13 protein-coding genes and 1 pseudogene are annotated in these 16,613 nt (G+C 58.4%); 7 read left to right on the top strand and 7 right to left on the bottom strand.

Features of this window, described 5'->3' with window-relative positions:
- Positions 1-27: 27 nt before the first annotated feature.
- Together FJ145_13225 and FJ145_13220 are read right to left on the bottom strand one after the other, a co-directional pair.
- The gene (locus FJ145_13225) at positions 28-1,071 is read right to left on the bottom strand and encodes a nitronate monooxygenase (GenBank protein MBM4262376.1); all 1,044 of its coding nucleotides are present in this window, start codon (positions 1,069-1,071) and stop codon (positions 28-30) included.
- A 32-nt stretch (positions 1,072-1,103) separates the two neighbouring features.
- Complete coding sequence (locus FJ145_13220) at positions 1,104-2,369, bottom strand: MFS transporter (GenBank protein ID MBM4262375.1); 1,266 nt, start codon at positions 2,367-2,369, stop codon at positions 1,104-1,106.
- A gap of 145 nt (positions 2,370-2,514) precedes the next feature.
- On the opposite strand from FJ145_13220, the gene FJ145_13215 reads away from it, so the two are divergent.
- Positions 2,515-3,504 carry a hypothetical protein gene (locus tag FJ145_13215; GenBank protein MBM4262374.1) on the top strand — a complete coding sequence of 330 codons (990 nt, stop codon included), beginning with the start codon at positions 2,515-2,517 and terminating at the stop codon, positions 3,502-3,504.
- A gap of 13 nt (positions 3,505-3,517) precedes the next feature.
- Positions 3,518-4,348, top strand: a pseudogene (locus tag FJ145_13210) (four helix bundle protein).
- Here the strand turns inward: FJ145_13210 and FJ145_13205 are convergent.
- The 5 genes from FJ145_13205 to FJ145_13185 form a co-directional block, all read right to left on the bottom strand.
- Entirely contained in the window at positions 4,172-5,209 is a 1,038-nt protein-coding gene (locus FJ145_13205) for an ABC transporter substrate-binding protein (protein MBM4262373.1), read from the bottom strand. The pseudogene FJ145_13210 and the gene FJ145_13205 overlap by 177 nt on opposite strands.
- Positions 5,210-5,414: 205 nt before the next feature.
- Positions 5,415-6,458 (bottom strand): hypothetical protein, encoded by a 1,044-nt coding sequence (locus FJ145_13200; protein ID MBM4262372.1) that lies wholly within the window; start codon positions 6,456-6,458, stop codon positions 5,415-5,417.
- Positions 6,459-7,085: 627 nt separating this feature from the next.
- A complete protein-coding gene (locus FJ145_13195; GenBank protein ID MBM4262371.1) occupies positions 7,086-7,556 on the bottom strand; it encodes a VOC family protein in 471 nt (156 codons plus the stop codon).
- 241 nt (positions 7,557-7,797) lie between these two features.
- On the bottom strand, positions 7,798-10,071 hold the full coding sequence (locus tag FJ145_13190) for a xanthine dehydrogenase family protein molybdopterin-binding subunit (GenBank protein ID MBM4262370.1): 2,274 nt from the start codon (positions 10,069-10,071) through the stop codon (positions 7,798-7,800).
- A 290-nt stretch (positions 10,072-10,361) separates the two neighbouring features.
- The gene (locus FJ145_13185) at positions 10,362-10,868 is read right to left on the bottom strand and encodes a hypothetical protein (protein MBM4262369.1); all 507 of its coding nucleotides are present in this window, start codon (positions 10,866-10,868) and stop codon (positions 10,362-10,364) included.
- Here FJ145_13185 and FJ145_13180 point away from each other — a divergent pair.
- The 5 genes from FJ145_13180 (at position 10,846) to FJ145_13160 (ending at position 16,606) form a co-directional block, all read left to right on the top strand.
- Positions 10,846-11,580 (top strand): MFS transporter, encoded by a 735-nt coding sequence (locus FJ145_13180; GenBank protein ID MBM4262368.1) that lies wholly within the window; start codon positions 10,846-10,848, stop codon positions 11,578-11,580. The genes FJ145_13185 and FJ145_13180 overlap by 23 nt on opposite strands.
- 294 nt (positions 11,581-11,874) lie before the next feature.
- The gene (locus FJ145_13175; protein ID MBM4262367.1) at positions 11,875-13,329 is read left to right on the top strand and encodes a UbiD family decarboxylase; all 1,455 of its coding nucleotides are present in this window, start codon (positions 11,875-11,877) and stop codon (positions 13,327-13,329) included.
- A gap of 293 nt (positions 13,330-13,622) precedes the next feature.
- Complete coding sequence (locus FJ145_13170) at positions 13,623-13,991, top strand: hypothetical protein (GenBank protein ID MBM4262366.1); 369 nt, start codon at positions 13,623-13,625, stop codon at positions 13,989-13,991.
- Positions 13,992-14,173: 182 nt separating this feature from the next.
- On the top strand, positions 14,174-14,848 hold the full coding sequence (locus FJ145_13165) for an SOS response-associated peptidase (protein ID MBM4262365.1): 675 nt from the start codon (positions 14,174-14,176) through the stop codon (positions 14,846-14,848).
- Positions 14,849-14,917: 69 nt separating this feature from the next.
- Positions 14,918-16,606, top strand: a complete 1,689-nt coding sequence (locus FJ145_13160; GenBank protein MBM4262364.1) for an FHA domain-containing protein — start codon at positions 14,918-14,920, stop codon at positions 16,604-16,606.
- Positions 16,607-16,613 lie beyond the last annotated feature (7 nt).

The raw sequence follows: 16,613 nt of genomic DNA, 5'->3' as shown, positions 1-16,613 counted from the left end.
AAAATTGAAAATTTGTCGGAGCGTGCGCTACCGCTGAAGTTCCGATGCCAGGTCGCGCGTTAGCTGCGCAGCGGGAATCTCTTTGCACCCGCTGGGATTTTGCCCGCACCATAGCGGGGAAAAATCTCCAGAGCCTTGGCTCTCTGCCTTTGCGCGCAGCGGCGCGATGCCGTTGGTGGCCAGGGGGAAGGCCGGTGCGGCTGTGCTCATCGGACCCACCTCTTTCATGGCGCGGTTGATGATGCCGCGGGCGGGGCGGCCGCTGAATAGATTTGTCAGTGCGGTGTGGCGAGCAGCCTCGCCCTTCAACGCGGCGCGGTGCACCGCGCTGGTGGTCGCCTCGGGGCAGAGCAGATAGGCCGTGCCGACTTGTGCGCCGGTGGCGCCGAGCGCCATGGCAGCGGCAACTCCTTTTGCATCGGCGATGCCGCCGGCGGCGATGACCGGCACTCTCACAGCATTAACGATCTGCGGCAACAGGGCGAAGGCGCCGACTTGCGTGTTCAAATCTTCCGACAAAAAGATGCCGCGATGGCCGCCGGCTTCCAAGCCTTGGGCGACAATGGCATCGACGCCTCGCGATTCGAGCCAACGCGCTTCTTCGACCGTGGTTGCCGAGGACAAAATCTTCGAACCCCACGATTTCACTCGCGCGAGTAATTGCGGCGACGGCAAGCCGAAATGAAAGCTTACCACTGCGGGCTTGAACGCTTCGAGAACATCTGCGGCTTCGGCGCTGAACGGCACGCGACCAGGGCCAGAGGGAATTGTGCTCACGTCGATGCCGTATTCTTTGTAATAAGGCGTGAGCGCCGCGCGCCATCTCGCTTCGCGCTCGGGATCGGGCGTCGGTTCTGTATGGCAAAAGAAATTTACGTTGTAAGGCTTTGTCGTGCCGGCTTCGATCTTTTCCAGTTCAGTGCGCATGGCGTCGGCGGTCAACATCGCGCAGGGCAGGGAACCCAGTCCGCCAGCGTTCGACACCGCGATCGCTAGTGCGCTGCCTTGCGAGCCCGCCATGGGAGCTTGGATGATGGCTAGCTCGATGCTCAGCAATTCTCGCAGGTTCATGGTGTACACCTCACGGCTGTCAGCATAGGCGCTTAGTGTCTTCTTCCCAACAGGCGATAAAATATCGTCGTTGTTACTATCAACGATGCTCCTGCCGCTAACGCCAAACCGAGCGACGCGCCAAACCAAGTCGCCGCGGCACCGAGAACCATCGAGCCCACCGAGCGCATACCCTGGTCGAGGTTAAAGACACTCATGACGCGGCCCATCAGTGTCCGTGGCGCTTCGATTTGGATGATGACCCGGCTGATGGTGCGAAAGCAGACTTGGCCGGCGCCGACTAACGCTAACAGGGCTACTGATAGCCAGAAGGTCGGCGAGAGGCAAAACAGAATGAGAAAAATCGGCGTTGTGGTCGTCGTGATCCAGAGCAGCATCGCCTTGTTCCAGCGCTCGCCGACGGAGGCAAGAAAGCTCAACGATGCGAGTGCGCCGATGCCCGGCGCCGCCATCAGGAGGCCGAGGCCGTCGGGGCCGACTTTGAGTATTTCTTTGGCGAACACTGGCAGGAAACTCTGGTAGGTGACGATGAAGACGGCGAACGTGTAGGCGGCGATGACGCTGCTCAGAATTACCGGGGTGCCCCAAACGTAGTCAAAACCTTCTTTGAATTCACGAACAAACCCCTGTTGGCGTTTCTCGTTTTGCGCGCGGTTGGGATGAATGAACAGCATGCCAACACCCGACAGCAAAAGCGTTATCGCAAAAGCGGCAAAACAGCCGCCGATGCCGATCCAGATGATCGCTACGCCGCCTAGAGAGGGGCCGACGATGCGCGCGATGTTGAATCCGAACGTATAAAGCGACACCGCGTTCATGAGATCGTCGCGCGGCACAAGTTCCGAAAGGATCGATTGTGCCGCAGACGGATTGATGGCGCGAATCGAGCCGAAGACCACTTCAAGCACGAGCAAATGCCAAAACTGCAGTGTGCCGAAGAAATAGACGACCAAGAAAATCGCAATCGGGATGGCAGAGACGAACTGCACCAGAATGAGCAGCAGCTTGCGGTCGTAGCGGTCGACGAACACGCCGCTAAAGGCGCCGAGCAGGAGCCGCGGCAAGGTGCCGCAAAGCCCGAGAATGCCGAGCGCCATCGCCGAATGGGTGATCTCGTAGGTAATCCAGAACAGTGCCACTTCCTGAACGAAGTGACCGATGGAGCTGAGCAAATCGGTCGACCAAAAGAGCGCGTAGTCTCGGTAACGCAGAGAATGAAGTATCCGAATGGAAGTAGGCTCCTTGGGTTTTCGGATTTGTCTCGCGCAGAGGCGCGGAGACGCAGAGTTCGGAAATATGACTCACCATAGCTTGTTAGCTCGTGAAGGTGAAGCGAATCGAGCGGGGGCAGTAATCCAAAATCCAAAATCGATCAGGTTGACACCCACCCCGATTCGGATTAGGTCGGATGAATAATTCCGTTACTTAAAGGAGCAAAGTACCGTGGCCTACGATGATCGCAGTGTAAAGCCGATGAGCGCGAGCTTGATGCGCGCGCGTATCGCGACCAAAATTCTTGCCGGGCTTTATGAAGACGTGCCGACCTTGTTGACCAGCGCCATTCAACTGATGGTGCAGCTACCGGGTGGGAAAAGGGGCAAAGGGGCACCGTATCCGTTTACTATCGGCGTCAGCCCGGCCTGGTGCAGCGGCTTGAACGGCGCCAAGCTGGTTGCCAACGGCAAGCTTGATCTGGTTTGGCTGAATCCGACCGCGATCCCGTCGATGGCCGTGCATGGCAAAGGTCCTTTCACGAAGAAATATCCCTTGCGCGCTTTGGCTGTTTTTCCATCGTGGGATCGGTTGGTTATCGCGGTCTCGCCGCGCTTGGGCGTGAATTCCATGGAAGAGCTGATCGCCAAGAAGCCCAGGATGCGCGTGTCGATTGCCGTTAACGACTGCGTCGACTTCGCGATCAAATATTTACTCAAATGCCACGGCATCACCCAAAACCATTTCGTCAAATGGGGCGGCAAGGTCGACGAAGTCGTGCGCCCGAGCAACCCGCAGCGGCGTCAGGGTATTGTCTCCGGCAAGCTCGACATGGTCATTGACGAGGGCATGGACTCCTGGGGCGATGTCGCGGTGCAGCATGGCATGAAGTTTTTGTCTTACTCGGAACCGGTGCTGAAGAAGCTGGAACAGTACGGCTTCAAACGGGCGCGCTTAGACCACGGCCGTATAGCCGGTATTAACGATCCGACGACGGTCGTGGATTTCAGCGGCTGGCCCATCGTCGTGCACAAAAACTTTCCAGACGAGCTGGCGTATCACATCGCCGGTGTGCTCGCGAAGATCCGGACGGAGATTCCCTACGATGCGACCGAGACGCCGTCGATGAAGCAGCTGTGCAGCGACACCGAAGCGGGGCCGCTGGATTTCCCGCTGCATCCGGGGGCGGAGCGGTACTATCGCGAGAAAGGGTACTTGTAGGAGAGTGGTTGTCATGGGCAAGGCTGGGAGCAATGGGAGTTATGGGAAGTATGGGAGTAATGACTCCCATGAGTCGCATTCTTCCCATAAGTCCCACTCCCCAGACCGCCTGCTCAAGCCGCGCGGCGACTACCAGACGCTGCTGTCGTTTCAGAAAGCCGAAGTCGTTGACGACATCACCTATCGCTTCGCGCACAAATACCTTGCGCGGGCGACCGTACGATCGACCAGATGGTACAGTCGGCGCGCTCGGGTAAAAAGAACATTCTGGAAGGCAGCAAAGCCGCTCTCACCTCGAAGGAAACCGAAATCAAGCTCACCAACGTTGCCCGCGCGAGCTCGGAAGAGTTGCTGGACGATTACAAAGACTACCTCCGCGCGCGCGACCTGAAGACTTGGAGCAAAGACTCGAAAGAGGCGCGTTACGTACGCAAACTTGGACAGGAGACTCCGCAGACCTAGGAGATGTATCGCAATTTCCTAGAGACTCGGCCGGCAGAGGTCATCGCGAATATTGCCATTTGCCTGATCCATCAAACCAAATTGTCTTCTCGACCGCCAACTACAACGTCTGGAACAGGACTTCGTCAAGGAAGGCGGACTGCGCGAGCGCATGACGCGCGTGCGCATCGCTCACAGGAACAACGGTATGCGTTCGCCCTGCATGTTACTTGCCGAGGCCATAGCTCTTCAACGTTTGATCGATAAAGCCACTGTCATCGAGCTTCTTCACCAACCTAGCGTCGATCAGGCTGTCCAGGTTGACGTTGGCCACCTGCGGGTTTTGCGTCTTCATGAAGCGCTGCATGTTGCGCATGCCTTCCATCGACGGGTAGGGCTTTAATTCGGTGGACGGGGCAAGACCGGCGTAGCCTTCCTCGGCGTCAGCCGGGTCGCTGATCTTGAGCCGCTTCATAATCGTCTTGACGACCAGTGGTTTGTTGTCTGTTGCAAGCGTAAAGGCGGTTCCTTCGATCAAGGCTTTCAAAAGATTTTCCAGAACTTGCGGCTGCGATTGCAAAAACGAATTGAGCACGACGACGGTGGAACTAACCGTCCTGGTATTGGTTTTGTTCAGTTCGACGAGCACCGGAAAGCCCTTTTGCTTGAGCTTTTTGCTAAATGCGGTGTCCAGCGGCGCGGCATCGATGACGCCGCTTTCTAGCGCCTGGGCGAGTACGATCTGGTCGCCGATGGTGAGGACTTTGATATCGTCGCGCGCCGGATCGATCTTGAGTTGTTCCAGCGCCAGCATAGCGGTGATCCACAGGCTGCCGCCGATCACTTGAACGCCGAGCCGTTTGCCGCGCAGATCTTTGGCCGAGTTGATGCTGGGCCGGACGACCAAATCATGGGTCAGCTTGCTGGTAAACGCGGCGATGATTTTGACTTCGGGCCCCTTGTCGCCAATGCCGAGCACCGAGATGCCACCAGCCTGGCTGATGTCGATGCTTTTCGAATAAAGCGCACTGAGCGACAGCGCGCTGTTGCGGATGTAAATGACTTCCGCCTTGATGCCGTGCTTGGAGAAAAAGCCCTGCTCGTCGGTAACCCAAAGCGGGGCAACGCGCGGGTTATTAGCGGCGTGGGCGATAATCAGTTTCGTCGGCGCCGCAGCGCCATGGGCATCGAAGGCGATGGCCGATTGGAATAGCGAAACCAGGGCAACGATAAGGAGTCTGATCACCGCAAACCTCCTTCTCACTGCGTGAAAAAGCTAAGGGGATAACCACGAAACACACGAAAATCACGAAAAAAAGAAAACTTTAAATCTCATTTCGTGTGTTTCGTGCTTTTCGTGGTTAATTCTTCTCCCGAACTCTGCGCCCTCAGCGCCTCTGCGCGAGACATTATTCCGAAACTTTGCGCCTCTGCGCCTTTGCGGGAGATTCTTCCGAATCTTATTTCGCCTAAGCCATCCCGAACAGCCGCATCGCATTGCCGCCCAAGATCTTTTCTTTGTCCGCGTCCGACAGGCGCGTCATCGCTTTGATCATCTGCACAGTGCCGTGTTCGGAATTCCATGTCGCCGACGGATCGCCGTGGGGGTAATCGCTGCCGACGGTGAGGTTGTGGTTGTGCCAAACGTCGCAAGTGTAGCTCAACTCCTCGGCGGCGAAGGCCGAGACCCAGATTTGATCGAAAAACTCCCGCGGCCGTTTGCCCAACTTCTTTTTCGCCGTCGGGTCCATATCCAAACGATCCATCAACCACGGCACGAACGCCGCGGAGCCTTCGACAAAGCAAACCCGCAGCTTGGGGAATTCTTTCAAAGCGCCGCGCAAGATCAGACTTCCCATGTCGACGATGTAGCGAAACGGAAAGCCGAGCAAAAAGGGCAAAGCGTTGTTGTCGACTTCGAGGTACAATTGTTCGATGCCGACCAACGCGGGATTGGGATGACCGTCGCGATCCGAAGCGGTGTCGTGCACCAGGATCGGCACATTGAGATCGCAGCACTTCTGATAGAATGGCCAAAGTCTTTCCGCGCCGAGGTTGGCGTCGGCGAAGCCGCCCATGAACTTGACCGCTTTCAAGCCGAGGGTTTTCACCATCCGTTCGAGTTCTTTGCAAGACTCCTCGACGTCGGGGAGAAAGACCCAGCCGACGCCGAGATAGCGCTCGGGATGGGCGCATTCTTTCAGATCCTGCGCCACCGCGTCGTTGTAGCGCCGCGCCAGCTCGCAGCCCAAGTCGCGATCCCAAGTGTAAAGCAGCTCGCGGTTTTCCGGGATCAACACGTGGACGTCGAAGCCCTCCCAATCGACATGCTGCACCCGCGTGTCGAGATGCCAGCGCCCTTTGGGCGCCTGGTTCTTGATCAACGTACCGTCGGGCAACACCGAGCGCACGTCGTCGCCCTTGCGCACGACGCGCGGCGAGTGCGGATACTTATCGCTGATGCCTTCCAAAAACGACACGGGGAAATAGTGGGAATCGCAGTCGATGTACATGGGAGACCTCCGCTATGAGACAACTACCCCGAACATATGTCCGATGACGTTTCACCGTCAAGACGAAAATTGTCTTGAAAACCGAACGACAGGCGATCTTGCGACGTTGGTTAGATCGAAATACTCTCTGTAATGCGGCGTCGATCAATTGGGTCAGTCCGTCAATCCTAGCTGCAATCGATCAAGTGTCGGCTGCCACATCCCAGCTCGGGGAAGCGTGACAACTCAGGTGCGCATGGATTGTTTATATTAGAAGTTTAGATGAGTCGAAAGCAATTACCGATAATCAAAGCCTGACACGTTGCCCCGTTCGTCCCCCGCCCACACTAGGTCGGAGGGTGTTGCGCCACCCATATACCACGAGACGCAAACGGTATCTGACGTACTACTATCACCTCGTGTAAGCGCCAAACAGTCGACTTTTGTCTGAAATTCACCCCGTAACGGTCGCTTAGATAGCGGGTCGGTCAAGAAATACAGTTTCTCGAAACCAGGAAATGCTGACATAGAATCTCGTCTGGTTAACGACCAAGCTCAGCAGCGGCGGGGGCCGAGTGAGCTATGAACCCCAGAACCGCTACATGCCCCCGCCGTCTGCTGCAGCGCCTGGTTCGGCGTGCCTGCAACTCAAGCGAGAACCGCCGCTTCAATCGGGGCGATGTCGATTTTCGTCTGTTTCATCATCGCGGCCATTGCTTTGGCAGCGACTTTCTTGTCTGCGTTCAGTGTCAATTCGGTCAGCCGTTTCGGGAACACTTGCCAGGACACGCCAAAGCGGTCCTTCAGCCAGCCGCAGCGGCTTTCCTGGCCACCATTGGCAGTGAGCGCGGCCCATAGTCGATCGGTCTCGCCCTGGTCGGGGGTTTCGACCGAAATCGACACGGCCTCGGTCAGTGTGAAATACGGTCCGGCATCGAGTATCTGGTAAGGCACTCCGCCGAGGGTGAAGTCGATTAGCCAGGACGTGCCCATCTCGGCATTATCGATTGTGAAGACGTGCTCGACCCGGCTTCCCGGAATGAGAGAGCAGTAGAATTCTGCGGCCTCCCGGCCCCGTCCGTCACGGAACCAGAGGCAAGTGCGAATCGTGCTGGACATCGTATTGCTCCTCGATGCGAGTGCGGCGAGGCTTCGTCTCCGTCGCCGAACCATTGAGTGAACTGATCTGGTAAATTGGATACCCAACAATCATCGATTGGAAATTTACGCCTGCAATCAACAGGTTGTCAATTCTCTGCCGCGCTCGTGCCTCGCTCGTATATCCAATATCACTGGTCAGTATAGCACCAATATACCTGACAATAGGGCAAGGCCGAATGGTCGACGATTAGCCACGCCCTCACGCCTTCTTCTGCATCGCCGCCAGCACGCGCTTCGGTGTAAACGGCCCTTCTTTCAATCTGGCGCCGACAGCGTCGTAGATGGCGTTGGCGATCGCCGCGGCGGGGGGGATCGTCGCGCCTTCGCCGGCACCGAGGGGGTTCATTTCTGGGCGGTTGATTAGCACTAGCTCAAACTCGGGTAGCTCGGTGAAGCGCAGGATTGGATAAGTCGCCCAGTCGAGGCTGGTGACGCTGCTGTCTTTGTCGAACAGCACTTCTTCGTACATCGCGCGGCTGACGCCTTGGATGACGTTGCCTTCGACTTGGTTCTTCACGCCGTCGGGGTTGACGATCAGGCCGCAGTCGTGGCTGCACACGAGTTTTTTCACCGCCACTTGTCCGGTGGTCTTGTTGACTTCCACTTCGGCGACGATGGCAACGTAGGTTTGGGCGCGATTGGTCAGCGCCACGCCGCGGCCCTTGGCGATATTGCCGCTTTGGGCGGGTGCGGGTGATGGCCGTTTCTGCCAGCCGGCTTTGTCGGCGGCGGCTTGGAGACATTCTATGGCGCGCTTGTTGCCAGTGAGATTTTTCAAACGAAACTCCACCGGGTCGACCTTCAAATCGGCGGCGATCTCGTCGATGAATCCTTCGCTGGCGAAGCAGCGCGCGACGTCGCCCGGCGCGCGCAGGTTGCTGGTGCGCAGCGGGATCGGCTCCGGGAAATGCCAGTTGATGTGATGAATGTTGATCAGGTGATTGGCGATGGTGTAGAACTCGCCGCTGCTTTGCGTGCCGTTGGAGCCGCCGGGGTTGGTCGGGCGAAGTCCGACTTGCAGTGACGCCAACAGCGGCGTCGAGCCCGACGCGGTCCACGGCTGGCCGTAGTCGGCGAACTCCCACGCGGTGATTTTGCCGTCGCTGTCGACCGCGGCTTTGATTTCGTCAACTTGTGCCGGACCCTTGGGCTCCCAGCCGTGTTCGTCTTGGCGCGACCATTGGACGCGCACCGGCGCGCCGACGGCGCGCGAGAGGATCGCGGCGTCTTCGGCGCCGTCGTCGGTGCTCATGCGGCCATAGGAGCCCGACGCTTCGTGGTAGATGATGCGCACGTCCTGGTCTTTCAAGCCGAGGATCGCTGCCACCGTGCTGCGCGTGCGGAACGGCCCTTGCGGTCCGGACCAGATAGTCGCCTTGTTGCCTTTGACATCAGCGATGGAGCAGGATGGGCGAATCATGCCGTGCATCTGAAACGGGAAGCGGTAGCTCGACTGGTAAACTTTCCTGGCTTCCGCCAAGGCTTTGGTCGCGCTGCCTTTGTCCACCGGCTTGAGCGAGCGCACTGGCTTGGTGTTTTTCAAGTAGGTGTAAACTTCATCCGCCGTGCCCGGCACTTTGCTGGTCGGTTTGGCCCAGGTGACTTTCAAGGCGCGCGCCGCTTTGATCGCCGCCCACTCGGTCTTGGCGACCACGCCGACGAATTTTCCTTCGCGGGCAATCATCACGACCCCGGGAATGCCTTTGATCGAGTCCTGGTCGATGGACTCCGGGTCGGTGTTGATCGCCGGCGGCCGCACGACGCGGCCGTGCAGCATGCCAGGCAGGCGCACGTCGTGAATGTAGTCATGCTCGCCGGTCACCTTGCGCGGCAGCTCAACGCGTTGAATCGACTGGCCGACGACTTTGTAGTCTTTGGGGTTTTTCGCTTTGACTTCCGGCGCGACCACCATGTCCCAGCCCGTGCCTTTGACCGAGAGCTTGGTGTTGAATTTTTTCCCGCCGATCAGTTGGCCATAAGTAACGCGCTTGGAAGGCTCGCCGACCACGCTGACGACGCCGTCGGCGACGGTAAGCTTCTCCACCGGCGCGCCGAGCTGGGCGCTGGCGAGCTTGAACAATTCGTGGCGCGCAGCCGCGGCGGCCTGGCGAATCTGCGGGCCGGCGCGCTCGATGGAGCGGCTGCCGACGGTGGAGCCCTGCTCGATGGTTTTTTCGGTGTCGCCGGAGTCCATTTTGATCTTGTTAAACGCCACGTCCAATTCCTCGGCGACAAACTGCGCCAGCGCGGTGATCGTGCCGGTGCCGATCTCGACCTTGCTGGTGTAAAAGGTCACGTAACCGTCCGGCGTGATGACGAGCCACGAGTCGAGCGAAGTCGGATCGATGTCGCCGGAGGGCAGCTTGGCGAACTGGGCAAATACTTTGCCGGCGGGCGGCAGCAAGTTGAAGCTGACGACCAGCGCGCCGGTGGATTTAAGAAATTGTCTGCGGGTGAATTGCATTGATTTCATGTTTCGATCTCCTGCTTGCACAAACTTAGTTTCGGACAAAATTCAAATCTCACCACGAAGCGCACGAAGGACACGAAGTTCGGAGAGGTTTTTTGATTGTCATCTCTCCTGCCTTCGTGGTCTTCGTGGTGTATATTCCTCTCCGAAATTTTGCGTTCTTTGCGGTTAAATTCTCCGGTTCCCAATCGGGGCGCGCAGCGCCTTTGTGCTCCCTTGTGCTCTTTGTGGTTAAATCTTTCGTCGGATTCGGTTGCGGCTGCCGCCCTAGGTCCTTCGTGGTGAGTCCCGGATTAAGCCAACTGGCCCGACGCTCGCTTCACCGCGCGCACGATTCTCAAGTGCGTGCCGCAGCGGCACAGGTTGCCGTTAAGCGCCTCTTTGATTTGCGCATCGGTGGGCTTCGGATTTCTATCGAGCAGCGCTTTTGTGGTCGGCTGCAAGTGGCTGATGACGGCCGGCGGCGTTGTCCTCGGCTCGGGTTTGATGCTGCTCGGCCAGGCGCGCGACTTCTGGCAGTTTCTGATCATTCGCTGGCTGCTCGTCAGTCCCGGTGACGCGCTGATGGGCAACATGGTGGTCAACGTGACGATCTCGCGCTGGTTCGTGCGCATGCGCGGGCGCGCGCTGGCGCGGGCGGGCATGGGCCATGGCTTTGCCAAAGTATGCATGCCGCTGTTCGCTGCATCGCTAATTGCATACACCGGTTGGCGCGGCACCTGGGTGGTGTTCGGCGTGTTGACGCTTTTGATGGTTGTCGGTCCGGCGTACTCTTTCATGCGCCGGCGGCCGGAAGACATGGGTTTGCAGCCCGACGGCCGATCGAGTGCGGACGATGAAAAGATTGGCGCTGCGCCGCGCCCCGGGAAATCGCCTCATCGCCCGCCGGCTGACGACGTTGCATGGACGCGGCGCGAGGCGCTGGGCACGCCGGCTTTTTGGCTGATCGTCGTCACCTTTGGCGTTGCCCATGTGGGCGTCAGCGGGCTTAACTTGCACGTGTTTTCCTTCGTTAGCGATCAGGTCCACCCGTTGACGGTTGCGGCTTTGGTCATGAGCACCATCGCGCTGATGCAGTTCAGCACGCCACTGGTTTGGGGCCTCGGCGCCGAGCGCCTGAATATCGCCCGCCTGATGATGGTAAAATTCTTGTTTCAAGCGGTGGGAATCTCGTTGGCGTTGTTCGGTCCCGGCTTGGCTGCGCTTTACTGTGGTTTTTTTCTCTACGGCATCGGCATGGGCGGCACGCAAGTGTTGGCGGAGGTGATCTGGGCCAACTATTTCGGCCGGGTGTCGCTCGGCACCATCCGCGGCCTGGGCTCTTTACTAACTTATATATTCAGCGCCGGCGGGCCGCCGTTTTCCGGTTTTCTCTTCGACGCGACCAGAAGCTACCGACTATCGTTTACGATTTTTATCGGGCTACTACTGTTCTCGTCGGTGCTGAGCCTGTTTCTCCGGCCGCCGACGAAAAAAGTAGCGCCAATCTTTCTACGAGGGCGATGGCGATGAGTGATTCGGTCGATACCGCGAAGCAATCGTTGGTCAGTCAGATTGCGGGCAATATTCTCGCCGTCGACTTTAAGGCTATTCCGCGCCGGTCGGCGAGCAGAAAGCTCAGAGGAATATTCGTCGCCATAGGAGCGCTTCTAAGAACGGTTGAAACATTAGCGAGCTTAGAGCGCGGTTGTCAAACGGGCCGGGCAGGAATACACATAGGCGAGCAGGGGTTTTTCAGATTGCCGCGCGCAAAGGCGCAAAGGGCGCAAAGGTTATGAGAGAATCAAAACGCCTAGTAGGAAGACGATGAGTGAACCATCGAACATTCAAGCGGCGTATGATTTGCGCGTCTTTCTCGACGAAGTGCGCGCGTTGGGCGAGCTGCAAGAAATTTTGCGCGCGCATTGGAATCTGGAAATCGGCGCGCTGACCGAGCTGTTTGCCGAGCAGGCGGTGCCGCCGGCGCTGCTCTTCGACGAGATTCCCGATTATCCCAGAGGGCGGCGCGTGCTGAGCAACGTGTTGTATTCGCCGCGGCGCCAAGCGGTGGCCTTGGGAGTGGCGCCGGAGCTGCGCGGCATTCCGCTCGTGTTTGAGATCAAGCGGCGTCTGGCGGAGATGAAGCCGCTGCCACCGACGGTGGTCAAGAACGCGCCGGTGCTGCAGAACATCGTCACTGGCAGTGCCGTCGACGTGGGCAAATTTCCCGCGCCGCAGTGGCACGAGAAAGACGGCGGACGCTATATCGGCACGTTCGACGCGGTGATCGCGCGCGACCCCGACAGCGGCTATGTCAACGTCGGCACCTATCGGGTGCAGGTGCACGATCGAAATACTGTTGGTTTGTGGATGATTCCCGGCAAACACGGCAACCTGATCGCGCAAAAATATTGGAGCAAGGGCCAGGACTGTCCGTTTCTGATCGCCTGCGGCGTGCCGCCGTCGCTGCTGCTTGCCAGCTCGCTCGGCATTCCCTGGGGTGTCGGTGAATATGATTTTCTCGGCGGCTTGCTTGGCGAACCCATGCCGGTGGTGAACTCGGAAGTCACCGGCCTGCCGATGCCGGCCAACGCTGAAATTGTCTTGGAAGGTTTCGCGCCGCCGCCGGAAAAAGAATCGCACCCCGAAGGGCCGTTTGGCGAGTGGCCCGGCTATTATGCTTCCGGCACCATCGATCGGCCAGTGGTAAAGATTTCCGCGATTTATCACCGTGACGATCCGATCATCACCGGCGATCCGCCGCTTAAGACTTATCTCAACACCGACATGTACAAGTACGTGCGCTCGGCCAACATCTGGTCGTCGATGGAGCGCGCCGGCATTCCCGAGGTGCGCGGCGTCTGGTTTCCGCGCCAGGGGCGCTTCGTGGTGATTGTCGCCATTCGCCAGCGCTACCCGGGCCACGCGCGCCAGGTTGGCCACGGCGTGCTGGCGACCCGCGACGGCGGCCGCGACACGCGCATGATCATCGTCGTCGACGACGATATCGATATTACCAATTTCAACGAAGTGATGTGGGCGGTGGCGACCCGTTGGGACCCCAAGCGGCAATCGGAAATCGTCGCGGTGCCGGCGAGCGACTTAAATCCAACGGTGACGGAGGACGAGCGGCGCAGAGGCGACATGGTGAGCTCCTGCCAAATCATCGATGCCTGCCGGCCGTTTGCCAGCCGAGATGAATTCCCGGAAGTGAGCGGCATGAGTAAGGAGTATCGCGAGAAAGTGTTGCGGCAGTGGGGGCACTTGTTCGCGAGAAGGTGAGAGAGGCAAACCGTAACCGAATCGGATAAGATCGCGACATCAGGTTGATCCGTCCGTCGCTGGCTTTCGTCATACATAGCCCAAGAAGCTTGGCTCGCCAAAGTACCGTTTGAACGATTCAGCGCCCGCCGATTGTTTTCTACTTTCTCTCCAGGAAAAGCGCGGCGCTTTTTCCTGCATTTGAGAAAGCCTCCATCGAGATTCCGCAGGCTTGCAAAAAAAGTATGCCCGCCAAGGGCGCTTTTCCGTGGCACATGCGTTGCGTGGAGCTGAGTAGGGGAGGAGGAAATCGCATGAGTCAAGATTTCGCAGCGCTGTTGGAGCGTGACGCACTGGCATCGGATCTATACCGCGACACAGCTAAGCGCAGTTATTATTTTGAGCCCGAAAAGATGCTCTTGCTGGCGGTACTGCAGGACGCGCTACACTGCTTTCGTCGCTTTAGCGCGGCGCGGGATCGCGCCGGGCTGAAAAAATTTCATGAAGCGCGCAATTGGATCATGGCACCGGGCGATGAATGGGTATTCAGTTTTGCCAGTATCTGCGACACGCTCGGACTCGACGCCCAGTACGTGCGCCGCGGCCTGTTGGCGTGGCAAGCCCGTCAAACGCTTCGTAGAAAGACCACCAAAGGGGGCGGTTTGCGTCGGCGCGCGGCGTAACGGATGACATTGCGGCGCTGGGACAAACGCATCGTGCCCAGCGACCACCCTGATGAAACAATCGTTGCCGCGAGCGGCGATTGGAATGCCGCAAGGGGCGCGCCGAGCCCTCCTGTTTTCTCCGTGGTAAGCCTCGCCAATCGTTGCACTTGTGCGGTGGTGACGCTACATCTTAAGCGAATATGTGTGGACGCTACGGCTATTTCCCGAGTAACTTTGCCGACCTGCGGGTGCGCTGGAATCTCGACAACGATCCTTCCTTGTTTGCGGCGCGCTACAATATCTGTCCCGGTCAGGACGTGCCGGTGATTATCAACTCCCATGGCAGCAATCGCATCGGGCCGATGCGCTGGGGGCTGGTGCCGTCGTGGGCCCAGGATGAAAAGATCGGCTACAAGATGATCAACGCGCGCTCGGAAAGTTTGGCGGAGCGGCCGGCGTTCAAAGAATTGTTGGAGCGGCGGCGCTGTTTGATCCCGAGCACGGGTTTCTACGAGTGGCGCCAGGGCGAAGCCGGCAAGGTGCCTTACTTTATTTATTTGAAAAACCAAGAGCCGTTCGCGTTTGCCGGGCTCTGGGACCTGTGGCGCAAACGCGACGGCAGCAAATTGGCGACGTGCACGATCGTCACCACTGCGGCCAATCCAATGATGCAGCCGCTCCATCCGCGCATGCCGGTGATTCTGCAAAGAGAACATGAGCAGCACTGGCTGGAAACCGGAGCCGCCGGCTTCGCAACCGTCCGCTCTCTCTTGAAGGCCTATCTCGCTGAGTTGATGGCCTTTCACCCGGTTTCACCGCTGGTGAATACTCCAGTGAACGATCGGGTGGAGTGCACCTTGCCAGTGGGCGATTGACATCAACTCGACAGTGGCGGTATAGCGAGCTACAGCAACGCTGTGGCGGAACCTAACCGGAGGAAGTCCATGGATCGCATTGTCATCAAACACCTCAACGGCGCGCGCGCCAATCAGGAGGAGAGCTTTTCGCTCGACAAATTCATCGCGTTGACGATTGGCCGTGATCCGTCACTCGATGTCAAGTTCGATCCCAACGATGATTTGGTCAGCCGCAATCATGCCAAGATCGAGCGCGACGGCGCCGATGGCAACAAGTTTCGTTTGGTCGATACCGGCAGCCGCAACGGCGTGTTCATCAATGGCGCTAAGATTACCAGCAATTCAGATTTGCATCACGGTGACGTGGTTCGGCTCGGCCCCGGCGGGCCGGAGTTTCTGTTTAATCTCGATCCGCCGCCGCCGGCGGCGCTGAAGGCCACACGGGTTGTCGAGACTTCCGCGGCGATGAAAACCGCTCGCGAGGCGACAGTAACCTCGGTGGAACCGCCGCCAGTTCGGCCAGGCGTCGGGCGCGAAACCGTCGAGCGCATGGTGAGCGCGGCGGAGTCGAGTTCGAAGAAGCAGATGGTCAACTGGGTAGCGGGCTTGGTGGGTGTGGTGGTTTTAGCGAGCGGCGCGCTGTTTTGGTACCAAAAAAAGCAAGCCGCTGAAAGTAAACAAGAGACTGAGCAGGTCGCTAAGACGTTCGCGGACGACAAGAAGCAGCGCGGTGAAAAATACGACGCCGCTCGGGTGGCCGCCGAATACGGTGGCTCGACGGTCTATATTGAAGCCAGTTGGAAGCTGATCGACACCCGTTCAAAGAAGGCGGTGCATCACAAATACCAGCCGGTGAAAACCGACGTCGGCGCAGGCAAAACCGAGCGGCGCTTCGTGCCGCTCTATGTTCAACTGGCCGACGGGACCATCGAGCCTTGGCTGACCTCCGAGGAAAACAACAGCCTGATCGTCGGCGGCTTTCACAGCGGCAGCGGCTATGTGGTGACCGATAACGGTTTTATCTTGACCAACCGTCATGTCGCCGAAGCCTGGAGCAGTGTCGGTCCGGCCTCGCAGTTGCCGCTGCCGGGCATTTTGGTGAGAGTGAACGATCCGGAACGGCCGGTCACTTTTGAAAACAACGCGCAAAATCGCGCTGCCCTAGGGCGCTGGGTGCCGGCGCGCAGCAAGCAGACCGGTCGCGCCTGGGATCCGAAAAACTTGATCGGTGAGAATCAATATTTCGACGTGACCTTTGCCAAATCGAAAACCCGCATCCCGGCGCGGATCGTTAAGGTGTCTGACGAGGCGGACGTCGCTTTGATCAAGATCGACACGCCTAAAGCGTTGAAGCCGGTACAGCTCGCGCCTGCCGATACCTACGACACCTTGAAGCAAGGCGAGCCGGTTATCGTGCTCGGCTATCCCGGGGTTTCGCCGAAAGTATTTGTCCGCACCGAATCCCAAGATCCGTTCGTGAACACGGCGACCGTCGTGTCCGTGCCCGACAATACAGTTTCGGTCGGAGCGATTGGCCGGCTGATCCGCGGCACTCAGACCCCCACGGGCGGCTCGAAATCCGACTACTTCAGCGAAATAAGGGACATGTATCAGTTAACTATTAACTCGACTGGGCCGGGCAACAGCGGCGGTCCGACCTTCGATGAAAAGGGCCGCGTCATCGGCATCTATTCAGCGGGCAACGACACGCTGTCGTTTGCCGTGCCGATCAAGTACGGCCTCGATTTGATGGATATTAAACAGGTCATTAAGTAGCTCTTTT

Source organism: Deltaproteobacteria bacterium, assembly GCA_016874755.1.
GTDB lineage: Bacteria > Desulfobacterota > Binatia > UBA9968 > UBA9968 > DP-20.
Note: the sequence above shows the minus strand (reverse complement) of the source record. Positions and strands in the feature narration are given on the sequence as shown.